11 protein-coding genes are annotated in these 13,582 nt (G+C 72.2%); all 11 read right to left on the reverse strand.

Annotation, left to right across the window (positions count from 1 at the left end; translation table 11 throughout):
* Positions 1-36: 36 nt before the first annotated feature.
* Positions 37-894: an ABC transporter ATP-binding protein gene (locus tag JK361_RS19080; protein WP_201819530.1), complete on the reverse strand. Its 858-nt coding sequence runs from the start codon at positions 892-894 to the stop codon at positions 37-39.
* Between the two features lie 3 nt (positions 895-897).
* A complete protein-coding gene (locus tag JK361_RS19085; RefSeq protein ID WP_201819532.1) occupies positions 898-1,860 on the reverse strand; it encodes a FecCD family ABC transporter permease in 963 nt (320 codons plus the stop codon).
* A 47-nt stretch (positions 1,861-1,907) separates the two neighbouring features.
* The gene (locus JK361_RS19090) at positions 1,908-2,963 is read right to left on the reverse strand and encodes an ABC transporter substrate-binding protein (RefSeq protein WP_201819535.1); all 1,056 of its coding nucleotides are present in this window, start codon (positions 2,961-2,963) and stop codon (positions 1,908-1,910) included.
* An 84-nt stretch (positions 2,964-3,047) separates the two neighbouring features.
* A complete protein-coding gene (locus JK361_RS19095; RefSeq protein WP_201819538.1) occupies positions 3,048-7,565 on the reverse strand; it encodes a non-ribosomal peptide synthetase in 4,518 nt (1,505 codons plus the stop codon).
* Complete coding sequence (locus tag JK361_RS19100) at positions 7,552-7,809, reverse strand: phosphopantetheine-binding protein (protein WP_201819541.1); 258 nt, start codon at positions 7,807-7,809, stop codon at positions 7,552-7,554. The genes JK361_RS19095 and JK361_RS19100 overlap by 14 nt, the downstream gene beginning before the upstream one ends.
* 30 nt (positions 7,810-7,839) lie before the next feature.
* Positions 7,840-9,372 (reverse strand): fatty acid-ACP ligase ScoC, encoded by a 1,533-nt coding sequence (gene scoC / locus JK361_RS19105; RefSeq protein WP_201819544.1) that lies wholly within the window; start codon positions 9,370-9,372, stop codon positions 7,840-7,842.
* A gap of 19 nt (positions 9,373-9,391) precedes the next feature.
* A complete protein-coding gene (gene scoD, locus JK361_RS19110; RefSeq protein WP_201819547.1) occupies positions 9,392-9,919 on the reverse strand; it encodes a (2E)-enoyl-ACP glycyltransferase in 528 nt (175 codons plus the stop codon).
* A complete protein-coding gene (scoE, locus tag JK361_RS19115) occupies positions 9,916-10,806 on the reverse strand; it encodes a (3R)-3-[(carboxymethyl)amino]fatty acid oxygenase/decarboxylase (protein ID WP_201819550.1) in 891 nt (296 codons plus the stop codon). Before scoE ends, scoD begins: the two co-directional genes overlap by 4 nt.
* 45 nt (positions 10,807-10,851) lie before the next feature.
* Complete coding sequence (locus JK361_RS19120; protein ID WP_201819552.1) at positions 10,852-11,091, reverse strand: acyl carrier protein; 240 nt, start codon at positions 11,089-11,091, stop codon at positions 10,852-10,854.
* Positions 11,088-12,143, reverse strand: coding sequence for a beta-ketoacyl-ACP synthase III (locus JK361_RS19125; protein ID WP_201819561.1), 1,056 nt, complete (start codon positions 12,141-12,143; stop codon positions 11,088-11,090). Before JK361_RS19125 ends, JK361_RS19120 begins: the two co-directional genes overlap by 4 nt.
* A 64-nt stretch (positions 12,144-12,207) precedes the next feature.
* Positions 12,208-13,578 carry an MFS transporter gene (locus JK361_RS19130; RefSeq protein ID WP_201819564.1) on the reverse strand — a complete coding sequence of 457 codons (1,371 nt, stop codon included), beginning with the start codon at positions 13,576-13,578 and terminating at the stop codon, positions 12,208-12,210.
* Positions 13,579-13,582 lie beyond the last annotated feature (4 nt).

Here is a 13,582-nt window from a genome sequence, read left to right on the forward strand (position 1 = left end):
GGACAAGGAGGGCTCGACGTGGGGCCTGACCGCGTGTCAGCGGTCCCCGGTCCCCACGGTCCGGCCCTCCTCCGCTCCGGTGCCGTCGCGCGCCACGGGACCGGGCTCCTCCCCGCCGCCGCGGGCGAGCGGCTGGGCCGCGTAGGTGATGCGGACGACGCCGTCGGCGTGCTGCCCGGCGTGCGCGCGCACGCCGAAGACGTCGGCCAGGAGTGCCGGGGACAGCACGTCCAGGACCGGTCCCGCCGTCACGACGGCTCCCTCGTGCAGGACGACCAGGTGATCGCAGAGTCGGGCGGCCAGATCGAGGTCGTGCAGGACCGCCAGCGTGGTGACACCGGTGGCCCGGATCAGGTCCAGCAGCTCGAACCGGGCGCGGATGTCCAGGTGGTTGGTCAGCTCGTCGAGCACGAGCAGCTGCGGATCCTGCGCCAACGCCCGGGCGAGCAGTACACGTTGGCGCTCACCCCCGGACAGGGAGGCGTAGTCCCGGTCCGCGTACGGTCGTACCCCGCAGCGGTCGATGGCGTCCTCCACGGCCCGGTGGTCCTCGGCGCCGTCGCGCCCCAGCAGCCCGTGGTGGGGTGCGCGGCCGAGGGCGACGATCTCGGTGACCGTCAGGCCGGTGGTGTTGCCGGTGGCGTCCTGGAGGACGGCGGCGGTACGCCGGGCCGCGGTGCGCGCGGACAGGGCCCATACGTCGTCGTCGCCGACGCGGACCACGCCCTGCGCGGGGCGGAGCGAGCGGTAAATGGCGCGCAGCAGCGTGGACTTGCCGCTGCCGTTGGGGCCGACGAGGCCGACGATGTCGCCCTTGCGTGCCTCCAGGCACACGTCGTGGAGGATCGGGCTGCGGTCGAGGGTGATGTGGAGCCGGTCGACGGTGAGTTTCATGCTTCAGTCCAGGCCCCTGTTTCGGCGCAGCAGCCACAGGAAGAAGGGAGCGCCCAGCAGCGCGGTGAGGATGCCCAGCGGGAGTTCGTTGGGGCGGTCGAGGGTGCGGGAGAGCAGGTCGACGAGGACCAGGTAGAGGGCGCCCAGCAGGGCGGTCAGGGGCAGGAGGCGGCGGTGGTCGGCGCCGAGGGTGAGCCGGACCAGGTGCGGGATCATCAGGCCGACGAAGCCGATGCTGCCGGCGACCGCGATGACGGTTCCGGTCAGCAGCGCGCTGAGCACCAGGAGGACGGCGCGCAGGCGGTTGACGTCGACGCCCAGCGCGGTGGCGGAGTCGTCCCCGGCCAGCAGGACGTTGAGCCTCCGGCCGAAGAGCGTGAGGAGGGCGGTGCCCGCCAGCACCACCACCGTCACCGGGGGCAGTTGGTCCCACTGGGCGCCGGCCACGCTTCCCAGCATCCAGAACATCACCGTCCGCAGCTCGGTCGGCGTGGCCTGCAACTGGACGTAGCTCGTCGCCGAGAGGAAGACGTAGCCCACCGCGACCCCGGCCAGGACCAGCCGGGTGGGGGCCATCCGGCCGTTCCTCCGCCCGAGGGCGAAGACCAGTGCGCCCGCCGCCACCGCACCGAGGAACGCGGCCGCCGAGACGCCGAGCCCGGCGAGCGCCACGCCTCCGCCCAGGGTGATGACGAGCACCGCTCCGAGGGTGGCCCCGTAGGAGAAACCGAGCACGATGGGGTCGGCGAGCGGGTTGGACACCACGGTCTGGAGCACCGCGCCCGAGACGGCCAGGCCCGCGCCGACCAGGGCCGCCAGAACCACCCGGGGAGTGCGGAAGTTCCAGACGATCTGGTCGGTCGCGAGGTCACCGGCGGCGCCCTGCCCGGTGACGTGGTGCCAGACGATGCCCCAGACGTCACCCAGGGGGACGGTGACCGCGCCGATGCTGATCGCCACGATCATGGTGGCGATCAGGGCGACGGGCAGGAGGGTGAAGGCCAGGGTGACCCTCAGCCGGGCCGGCCGGCTCGGAACGCGTCCGGGTGCAGCATCTTGGCGATCTTCTCCACCGCCAGGTCGTTGCTCGGACCGAGGTACATCGAGTCGGACAGGACCACGTACGTGTTCTTCCTGGCGGCCGGCCACTGGGGGAACTCCTTCAGCAGTTTCCTGGCGTAGGCCGCCGGGTGGGGGTCGTTGTAGCCGATGACGACGAGCGCGTCGACGTCGGTGGCGGCGACCTTCTCCTTGCTCAGGTCGGCGAAGGAGGTCGCGGATGCCGACGCGAAGGCGTTGGCACCGCCGGCCTTCGCGAGGATGTCGTTGTAGATGCCCTGGGCGACGACGGAGCTGAAGGCGTTGCCGCCCATGGACATGTTGGAGAAGAGCACCATCACCTTGGGCGCCTTCTTGCCCTTGACCTTGGCGGAGACCTCGCCGATGTGCTTCCGGGAGGCGGCGATCAGTTTCTCCGCGCGGTCGGACACGTGGAAGATCTTTCCCATGTCGCGCAGCAGGGTGTAGCTGTCGGCGACGGTCATCTTCGAGGTGTCCTGCTTGCAGCCCTGCGGGGAGACGTACGTCTCGGCGGCCACCTGTTCGAGCTGGTCCCGGGTGGCGAAGCCGTTCTTCTCGTCGAAGCCGTACGAGGTGGTGGACAGCACCAGGTCCGGGCGCAGGCCCAGCATCGCCTCGCGGGGGATGTCGTAGGCGTCGTTGAGTTCGATGTCGCCGGTGGGCAGCGCCTTGATGGCCTCGGCCCGGCCCGGTACCTCGCTCATTCCGTACGTCTGCTCGTTGGCGACGATCCTGTCGCCGAGGCCGAGGGCGAGCAGGGTCGAGACCTCGGCGACCGAGGCGCCGTTCATGACGACCACCCGGCGGGGGGCTTTCTCGAAGGTCGCGGTCCGGCCGCAGTTGTCGATGGTCACCGGGTATCCGGACTTCGACGCGGCCCCGGTCCGCCCGCCGTCGGTCTTCTCGTCGGTCGAGGAGTCGGCGCATGCCGTGGTGACCAGACAGAGGGCCGCGGCCAGGGCTGTGGCGACCGGCCGTTTGATGGACATGCTGGCTCCTTGCTCACGGGGCTCGGTGGTGTTCCGTTGCAGTAGTCGTGACGGGGCGGCGGTGAGTTCCCGGCGAACTCCGGCTCACTTCGCTCGCGTTGCCGGACGAGGCCGCCGGCCGGCCGGGGACGGAAGTGCCCCCGTGGTCACGCAGTGGTCGAGGTACCGGAACACCAGGTCCCGGCCGACCGGCGGGCAGGTGATGCCGGTGCCGCGCAGTCCGTCGCGGAAGTTGTCGGCACGGATGTGCCCGAGGCGCAGGTCGGGAGCCTCGCTCCCGCTCGTCTCGTGCGCGTCGAAGAAGGCGAGCGTGGTCGCGGCCACGTCGGCCGAGCGGGGCAGCAGATCCCGCCACCGGGCGAGCGGCAGACGTCGCAGGGGGTAGCCGTACTCCTCGACCCAGTCGTAGAAGTCGCTCAGCCGCACCCTCGGGACCGCCGCGTGGTTGAAGACGGGGCCGGCGGCGGTCAGGGCGAGGTGCGCGAGGGACTTGGCGGTGTGGTCCACCGGTGTCCAGATCTCGTCCTCGAACAGGTGCGGGACGATCCCCGCCGGGATGCCCGCCCGCAGCACACTCCACAGGAAGTCAGGTGCGTTCACGTACCCGGTGCCTGCGGGTCCGACCACTCGGCCCAGGCGGTGCACGGTGACGGGCAGTCCTCGTTCGGCGGCCTGTTCGAGGAGCCGTTCCGAGGCCCACTTCGACTGCTGGTAGCCGTACCGGAGACCGGGATGGGGCGCCAGGAACGTCTCCGTCACCTCGGGGCTGTGGCTCACGGGCGGGGCCACGGACAGCGTGGAGACGTAGTGCAGGGGGACCGCCCGTGGGGCGGCCAGGCGCAGCAGGTCCCGGGTGGACCCGGTGTTGACGGCGCGCAGGGTGCCGTACTCCCGCATGATGCTGACCGTCGCGGCGTTGTGGAAGATCGCGTCGCAGGTGTCGGCGAGCCGGCTCAGGTCCTCGGGTGCGAGACCGAGCCCGGGGCGGGCGAGGTCGGCGGGGAGTGCGGTGATGCGCGGCCTCACGTCCTCGGCGAGCGCGAGGCGATGCTCCGCGAGGGCCCGGTGGAGGCGGTCCAGGGCCTCGTCGGTGGTGTGCGCGCGGACGGTGCAGACGATCCCGGCGTCCGTGGTGGCGAGGAGTTCCGCCAGCAGGTGCACTCCGACGAATCCGGTGGCGCCGGTCAGCAGGATGCGCCGGAGCGCGTCCGGGCGGCGGGTGGCGCCGGGCCTGATGTCCGGGTCGAGGACGGTGTCGGTGGCCAGGACCGCCGGGAGTCCGGTCGCGGCGGGCGGCCGGTCGTCGAGGAAGCGGGCGAGTCCGGCGGCGGTGGGGTGCTGGAAGAGCCAGGCCACCCGTATGTCGCGGCCCAGTTCGACCCCGAGCCTGTTGGCGGCCTGGATGGCCTGAAGGGAGTGGGCGCCCAGGACGAAGACGTCGTCGTCGGCGGTGGCGTCGTCCGTACCCAGCACGTGCCGCCAGACGGCGACGATCGTCCGCTCCAGCCGGCTTCCTTCGGTCGGGGCCTTCGGGGTGCGGGGGGTGCCCAGCGCGGCCCTGTCGATCTTGCCGGTTCGGGTGCGGGGCAGGCGGTCGTGGAGTTCGACGGCGGAGGGGATCATCGCCGCGGGCAGCCTGGCCCTCAGGTGGTCCCGCACCTCGGAGGCCGAGGGAGCCGGAGGGTCCGTGACCAGATGGGCCGCGAGGCGTCGCGTCCCGTCCGGCAGTGTCTGTCCGACGACCGCGGCTTCGCGGATCCGCGGGTGGGTCACCAGTGCGCTCTCCACCTCGGCCGGATGCACACGGTGGCCGCTGATCTTGAACTCCTCGTCCGCCCGGCCGAGGAACCGCAGCCGGCCGTCGTCGCCGATGCGTACGAGGTCGCCCGTGCGGTAGGCGCGGGGTGCGCCGGGGAGTGCGGCGAGAGGGGCGAAGCGGGGGGCGCCAAAGGCGCCGGACCCTCGGTAGCCGAGGGCCAGGTTGTCGCCCATGAGGTACAGCTCGCCGTCGACGACGGCGGCCCGGGTGCCGGGCAGCGGCAGTCCGATCGGCACGTCGCCGGGGGCGAGCGCGGGGTCGTGCAGGTCGGCGACGGTGGCCACGACGGTCGCCTCGGTCGGGCCGTACGTGTTGAACAGCTCGACCGAGGTGCCGACGGCCTTGCGCCAGCGCTCGACCCGTTCGGGGAGCGCTGCCTCGCCGCCGATGACGACGGCCCGCACACCTTCGGGAAGGGCGGCGGTTCCCGTCGAGAGCGTGTAGGCGAGTTCGTGCCAGTACGCGGTGGGCAGGTCCAGCACGCTGACGCGCAGGCGTGCGCAGTCGTCCAGGAACCGTGGGACCGACTCCGTCATCTCCTCGGTGCGGACGACGAGGGTCGCGCCGGCGCAGAGGGTGAGGAAGATCTCCTCGACGCTGGCGTCGAAGTGGAGGGGCGCGAACTGAAGCACGCGGTCCTCGCTGCGCAGCCCGTAGCGGTGGGTGGCACCCGCCACGAAGTGCGCCAGGGCACCGTGGCTGATCTCGACACCCTTGGGGCGGCCGCCGGAACCGGAGGTGTGGATGACGTAGGCGGGGCTCCGGGGTGACGGCGGCACCGGGGCGGGGAGCGGAAACTCGTCCGGCCGGCCGGGGGTGAGGACGGGCGTGCCCGCCGAGTCGCTCGCGTGGGGTGCCGGGATGGGGCCCTGGAACTGGTTCGGCCGGCCGGGGGGAAGGACGGGCGTGCCCGCGAAGGTGCTCGCGTGGGGTGACGTGGTGGGGCCCTGGAAGTCGTCCGGCCGGCCGGGGGTGAGGACGGGCGTGCCCGCGAAGACGCTCGCGCGGCGGGCCGTGGTGAGGACCAGGCCGGGCGCGGCCTCGTCCAGGAGCCGGGCCGTCCGCCCGGTGGGGGCATCCGGGTCGAGCGGGCAGTAGGCCGCGCCCGACAGCAGTACGCCGAGGACGGCGGTGACGGCGTCGATGCCCCGGGGCAGCGCCACGGCCACCAGGTCGCCCCGGCCTACGCCCCTGGCGGCCAGGCGGCGGGCCAGGTCGTGCGCGCTGCCGAGGAGCCGGGCGTAGGTGACGCTGTCGCCGTCGTGTTCCACGGCGACGGCTCCGCCCCTGCGGGCGGCATGGTCGGCGATCAGGCTGAGCACCGGCCGGGCGGGGACGGGCAGCGGACCGCCGTCAAGAACCGGCGCGGGGGCGGGCAGCGGACCACCGTGCGGGACCGGTGCGGGGGCGGGCAGCGGAACACCGTGCGCGACCGGTGCGGGGACGGGCAGCGGACCGCCGTGCGGGACCGGTGCGGGGACCGGGCGCAGGGGCCGGTCGGGAGCGGCCGTCGCGTCGGCGAGCAGCGCGAGCAACCCGTCCTGGAACGCCTTCACTTCGGCTTCCTCGTACAGCTCGGGGTTGGCGTCGACCGCGATCCGCACTCCGGTGCCGTCGGACCGGTCGTACACGTTGACCGCGAGGTCGTCGACGGGGCCGGCGGAGACGTTGTGCACGGTGCTGCGGTGTCCGGCGAACCGCAGGTCGTACTCGAACGGCATGATGTTGACGCCGGGCCCGGAAAGCCTGCGCCGGCCGCCCACCAGCTTCAGGTCGCGGCGCAGCTGTTCGTAGCGGTAGCGCTGGTGCGGCAGCCCGGCGCGGAGTTCGCGGGACACGCGGGCCGTGAGGTCGCGCAGGCTGTCGCCGGCGCGCACGGCGACGCGCAGGGGCAGGATGTTGCGCACCATGGCCGGAACCCGCAGCGACACGGAACCGAGGCGGCCCATGGCCGGCAGGCTGAGGACGATCTCCGGCGCCCCGGTGAGCCGGTGCAGGTGGGCCACGGTAGCCGCGAGCAGCACCTCGGACCAGGTGACCGACAGCTCACGGGCGACGGTGCGCAGCGCTTCGGCCTGGGTGGTGTCGAGGTCGGTGACCCGCCGGTGGAAGGTGCGGGCGGGCAGCGCCGACCGGCCCGCCGGGGTGGCCACCGGGGGGCGGTCGGCGTACCGGCCGGTCCAGTAGGCGCGGTCCCTGGCGGGGCGAGGGGAGTCCAGGTAGGCGCGTTCCTCGGCCCGGACGGATTCGAGGGTGCCGAATGCGCTGTCGGGCACGGGCTCGCCCGCCATGAGGGCGGTGTAGACCTGGGCCACACGGCGGGCGACCAGCGAGAGGCCGAAGCCGTCGAGGGCGATGTGGTGGACGCGGTGGTACCAGAGGTGGCGGTCGTCCGCGGTCCTCAGCAGGGCGTGGCCGAAGACGGGGCCGCGGGTGAGGTCGACCGGGCGTGCCATGTCCGCGGCCATCCACGCGAGGGCGGCGGCGTCCGGGTCCGGTTCGGCGGTGAAGTCGGCCGTGTGCATCTGCCAGTCGCCGGCCGGGGTGCCGGTCTGCCAGGGGCGGCCCTCGTCGTCTGTGCCGAAGGTGACGTTGAGGGCTTCGGTCTCGCCGACGACGAGGTGGAGCGCGGTGTCGAAGACGGAGGCGTTCACCGGGCCGTCGATGCACACGTACTCGGCCGTGTTGTAGGCGGGGCTGTCCGGGTCGAGCTGCTGGCCGGTCCAGATGCCCTCCTGGGCGGCCAGCAGCGGGTGGCGGAGCGCGGGCTCAGGTGTCGGCACGTGCCGCACCTCCCCGGCGCTCGGTCAGCAGCCGCCACCACTGGGCGAAGGAGGTGCGCTCGGCGAGGTCCACGAAGCTGACGTGCGCGCCGGCGGCCTGCCACCGTTCGAGCAGCGTGGCGATGCGCAGGGAGTCGAGGCCGGCGTCCAACGGGTTGTCGTCCAGGTCGATTTCGTCGGGCCGGAGGTACAGGAACTCCGCGAGGTCGGCGCGGAAGCTCTCCAGGGTGAGGGGTTCGGGCATGGTTCGTCTCCACGACGGTCGGCGGTGGCGTCAGTTGACCTTGCGGGCGGAGCCGCCCCAGAAGCGGTCGCGCAGTTCGCGGCGGAGGATCTTGCCGCTGGGGTTGCGTGGGACGTGGTCGATGAACTCGTAGGCCGAGGGCAGCTTGAAGGCGGCGAGGCGCGGCACCAGGAAGGTGTGCAGGTCGCGTGGGCTCGGCTGCTCCCCCGCGGCGGGGACGACGTACGCATGGACCCGTTCGCCCCAGCGCTCGTCGGGGGCTCCGACGATCACCGCCTCGGTCACCCCCGGGTGGTGTTCCAGCACGTTCTCGATCTCCGCGGGGTACACGTTCTCCCCGGCGACGAGGATGGCGTCCTTGATGCGGTCGCGGATGAAGACGTAGCCGTCCTCGTCGACGTAGCCGGCGTCGCCGGTGTGGATCCACCCGGCGACCAGGGTCTCCGCGGTCCTGTCGGGCAGTCCCCAGTACTCCACCATCCGGGCCGGGGTGTGCAGGCAGACCTCGCCGATCTCACCTGGGGGCAGTTCCCTGCCGGTGCCGTCGATCACCTTGGCGCGGACGCCCGGGTAGGGACGGCCGGCGGCCTGCATGCGGGGTCCGCCGGGGACGTGGTCGGCCGGCGGCAGGCACACGGCGGTGTTGCCTGTCTCGGTGAGCCCGTAGATCTGCGCGAACTCGCAGTCCAGGACGGCGAGGCTCTCCTCCAGCAGGCTCTCGGAGATCGGCGAGCCGCCGTAGACGGCCTTGCGCAGGGTGGTGAAGTCCTGTGCGCCGGCACCCGGTTCGGTGAGCATCATGCGGAGCATGGCGGGAACGACACAGGCCGTGGTGATGCCGAGGTCGCGGATCAGGTCGACGGCCCGGCGGGCGGTGAAGGCGCGCATCGCCACGATCGTCGTGCCCGCGTTGAGGTTCTGCGTGGCCCACCACAGGCCGCCGATGTGGAAGCCGGGGATGCCGACGAGTGCGATGTCACCGTGCCGCCAGTCGATCCAGTCGAGCCCTTCGCCCGTCAGGGCGTCACGGATGGCGAAGAAGCTGCGGTGGGCGAGGACGACGCCCTTGGGCAGGCCGGTGGTGCCACTGGTGTAGAGCTGGGCGACGGGTGTGCCGGCGGTGGCGTCGAACTCGGTGTCGCTGTCGGGGTGTCCGGCCTTCCACCCCGCGAAGTCCGGGCCGAGGGGTACGACCGTCCCGGGCGGCGCGGTCGGCATGCGGTCCACGATCGGCGCGAACTCCGGTTCCAGGAACAGGAGCCGGGTGCCGGAGTCCTGGAGGATGTGGCCGACCTCGGGTGCGGTGAGCCTCCAGTTGACGGGGACCAGGACGGTGCCGCTCTTGGCGCAGCCGAAGAGGATCTCGTAGTAGTGCTCGGACTCCTTGCCGAGGTAGGCCACCCGGTCGCCCTCGGTCAGTCCGGCGGCGCGGACGGCGTGGGCGATGCGGTTGCTCTCGCGGTGCAGTTCCCCGTAGGACAGGCTGCGGCCCTCGCAGAGCACGGCCGGGGTGTCGGGCCGACGGTCGGCGTGGAAGCGGGTGGTCTGGACGAGCGTCTCCATGGGCGGTCCCTTCGGTGGCTCAGGGGATGTTGACGAATGCGAGGGTGGCCTCGCCGTCGCACCGGCCGCCGTCGGCGTCCCAGTAGCGGTACGAGGTCGTGGCGTGCAGGAACGGTTCGCCCCCGCTGGGCTCGCGCCGGGTGACGGACAGGAACGTCATCTCCCCGAAGAAGCGGCGGGGGTCGACGGGGCGCCGGAAGGAGCCCGCGAAGCGGGCGATGAGGATGTCCGGGAGCTGGTGCCGCCAGAAGTCGTCCAGGGTCCAGTTCTCGAACCCGGCGAGGAGTCCCTCTTTCACGGACTTCGCGACGAGGTAGTACATCATCTGGTTGTAGGCGATGTTGGTCTCCACCGAGTTCAGGTGGCCGGTGTCGTCGATGTAGCAGGACTCCGGGATCGCGAACTCGCAGTGCGCCATGACGCCTTCGGGGCCGGCGGTGACCTCGGCGGCCCTCAGGTACCTGCAATGTTTCTTGTACGGCCTCAGGACCCGCGCGAGCAGGCCGGCGTCGGTGGCGTACGGGCGGTCGACGGCGGGTGTGGTCATGGCACCCGTATCCCGTCGTGCAGCTTGCGCTCGTCGTGGACGGTGACGCGGTAGGAGACGGTCGGCTCCGGGGTGGTGGTGTGCCGGGCGCGGTGGATGAGGCTGCGGTTGTCCCAGATCAGCAGGTCGCCCTGCTCGAAGCTCTGGAGGTGGATGTTGTCGTGTTCGAAGGTGTCGTCGAGCTGGCCGGTGGCTTCGAAGAGGCGGTGCAGCAGGCCGTCGTCGAGCGGTTCGCCGTCCGCGTCCTCGATGCCGACGGTGAAGCCCTCGCTGATGTACAGGACCGTTTCGCCCGTGAGGGGGTGGGTGAACGTGGTGGGCTGGCGGACGGGTGGTGTCTTGCGCTCGACCTCCTCGATGATCTCGGAGAGCGGGCGGTAGACGTCGTGCGGGCGGATCTTGAAGTACTTGCGGACCGAGTGCCGGCAGTGGGTGCCGGCGACCTCCTTCCTGAGGACCTCGGGCAGCTTCGCGTACGCCCTGCCCATGTCGATGAAGTACGTGCCGCGGTCCCGCTGCGGGACGACCTGGGGGTGGATGAGGGTGATACCGAACGGGTCGGGCATGAACTGGTAGTCGGCGTGCCAGAACTTGCCGGTCTTCGGCACGCCCACCTGCCTGCCGTTCTCCGGGACGTTGGAGGAGACGAATATCTCCCGGATCTCGGGGTGGTGGTACATCGGCTCGTAGTACGTCTCGGGCCGCCCGAGACGCCTGCCGAGGCCCAGGAACTGCCGGGGGGAGAGGTCCTGGCCCTTCAGGACGGCGATCTTCTTCGTGTAGACGGTCTGCTTGAGCGTCTCGATGTCCGCGTCGGAGGCGGTGGCGTGGTCGAAGTCCTCGACCGTGGCGCCGAGAGCCGCACCGGGCTGTACGGAGATCTTCATGGGCGTCTTCCTTCGTGAGGGGAGCAACCGGTCGACCGGCCTGTTTCAGCGCGCCCGTTGTGCGTCGATCAGGGCGGCGGTACGGCCGAGGGTGAGGGTGGGCCGCAGCTCGCTGTCGTGCACCGTGACGCCGAGATCGCGTTCGATGCGGATGCTGATCTCGACCATCGTCAGCGAGTCGACGTCCAGGCCGGCGAAGGTGGCCTCGGGGGTGAAGCGGTCGGCCGGAGCGTCGTGCAGCTTCGCGAGGATCTCCACCAACCGGTGGTAGGTGGTCGTGCTCATGGGGTGGGTTCTTCTCCTCGGTCGTACGGGTGGGCCGGTACGGGCAGTTCGGGCCAGGCCAGCAGGCAGGAGCCCCAGGTGAGGCCGCCGCCGAAGGCGGTGAGCAGGAGCCGGTCGCCGGGGCGGATCGCCTGCCGGGCGGCCGCGTCGGCGAGGGCGAGCGGGATGGAGGCGGCGCCGGTGTTGCCGACGCAGTCGACATTGGCCACGCAGCGCTCGCGGGGCAGTCCCAGGTCGTCGGCGACCGAGTGCAGGATGCGCAGGTTGGCCTGGTGGGGCACGAAGTGGTCGACGTCGTCGATCGTCCAGCCGGCCCGGCGCAGGGTCGCGCGCGCGGACTCGGCCATACGGGTCACCGCGTGGCGGTAGACCTCGTTGCCGCGCATCGCGAAGTGCCGGTCCCGGAGCCGTACTTCGCCGCCGGCCGATCGCTGGCGGGAGCCGCCCGCCGCGACCGTGATCAGATCCTCGTGCGCGCCGTCGCTGCCGAGGTCGAACCGACCCACGGCACCCGGCTCCCGCGCGGTACCGGCGCGCAGGACCACGGCTCCGGCGCCGTCCCCGAAGATGATCGCGTTGGCCCGGTCGAGCGGGTCCACGATCGTGGAGTAGGTGTCCGCGCCGATGAGCAGGACCCGTTCGGCGACGCTCGAGGTGATCAGCCCGACGGCCGTGGCCAGTCCGTACACGAACCCGGTGCACACCGCGCCCACGTCGAAGGCGGCCGCTCCGGCCAGACCGAGGCGCGCTGCGACCGTCGGCGCCGTGGCCGGACACGGGCGGTCCGGGGTGGTCGTGGTGACGATCACCGCGTCGACGGAGCCGACCCCGGCATGGCGCAGGGCCCGCCGCCCGGACTCCACGGCCAGGTCCGACGTCGCCTGGCCGGGCTCGACCACGTGACGGCGGCGGATGCCGGTCCGGGTGCGGATCCAGGCGTCGTCGGTGTCGAGTCGCTCGGCGAGTTCGTCGTTGGTGACCACGCGGGACGGCACCCATCCGGCCAGTCCGCACAGGACGGCGGCAGGCGGGCCGGGAGCATGACTGGGCACGGCTGTTCTCCAGGTGTGGGAGTTCCGGGGGGCGCCCGGACGAGCCGGGAACGGCGGAAGAGGGCTAGGGGCTTTCGGTCTTCGTGCGCACGGCCAGGGCCAGGGGTACGGCGCAGGCGATTGCGGCGGCTATCGCGAACACGGCGGCCCTTGTCCCGTCCGGCGGGGCACCGTTCCCCGGGTGGCGCCCGACGGCTCCGGCCAGCGCCACCAGCCCCGCGAGACCCACCGCGCCGCCGACCTGGAGGCTGGTGGAGGCGAGGCCCGACGCCACGCCCTGGTCCTCGGGGGCGACACCGGCGGCAGCCGTGATCCACATGCCGGTCCAGGCGGCCCCTTGTCCCAGGCCCAGCAGCACGATGCCCGGCAGCAGCAAGGGGTACGACCCGTGCTCGGTGAGTGCGAGACCGAGGCCGGCCGCTCCCAGCGCGCCGAGCGCCATGCCGCCGGCCAGCATGCGGCGCACGCCGACGGCCACGACGGCCCGCTCGCCCGCCCGGGTTCCGGCAGCGACCACCACCGCCGGGACGAGGAAGGCGAGGCCGGTCGCCAACGCGCCGTATCCGCGCACGTTCTGGAGGTACAGGGTCAGGAAGTAGGGAACGGAACCGAAGGTCGCGCTGTACACGGCCGTCACCGCCATCGCCGCGACGAGGCTGCGATGCCTGAACAGCCGGGTGGGCACCAGGGGATCGCGCGAACGTGTCTCGACGACGGCGAAGAGCGTCAGGAGGGTCGGCGAGAGCACCGCACTGACCAGCACGGAAGCCCCGCTCCAGCCCGCCGCGGGCGCATGCACCAGCAGGAAGACCAGGAGGGTGATGCCTCCCGTGCCGGTCAACGCACCCGCGAGGTCGAACCTCCGTGTTCCGGGCCGTGGGACGTCCGCGGGGAACAGGACCCTGCCCGCCCACGCGATCGCCACTGCCACGGGAACGTTGACGAAGAACACCGACGGCCAGCCGAACGCCTCCACCAGGACTCCGCCGAGCAGGGAGCCGAAGCACAGTCCGCCCGCTCCCGCGGCCCCCCACACCGCCAACGCCCGGTTCCGGTCGGGTCCTTCGGCGTAGATCGTGTTGATCAGCGAGAGGGTGGCCGGGAACAGCAGGGACCCGCCGATGCCCTGGACCGCCCGCACGGCGACCAGTGCCCCCGGGGTCCGGCAGAACCCGCCCACCAGTGAGGCACCCGCGTAGACCAGTGCCGCGGCGACGAATGTCCGGCGCCGGCCGAGCAGATCCGCGGCCCGGCCGCCCAGCAGCAGGAAGCCGCCGGTCGTCACGACGTAGGCGCTCACCACCCATTGCAGGTCGTGCTCCGGGAAGCCGAGGCCGGCGCCTATGTCCGGGAGGGCGACGTAGACGATGTTGTAGTCGAGGGCGATGACCAACTGGGCCAGCGCCAGGACAAGAAGAGGCAGTCGTGCCGGCATCGTC

Source organism: Streptomyces musisoli (assembly GCF_016741855.1).
GTDB lineage: Bacteria > Actinomycetota > Actinomycetes > Streptomycetales > Streptomycetaceae > Streptomyces > Streptomyces musisoli.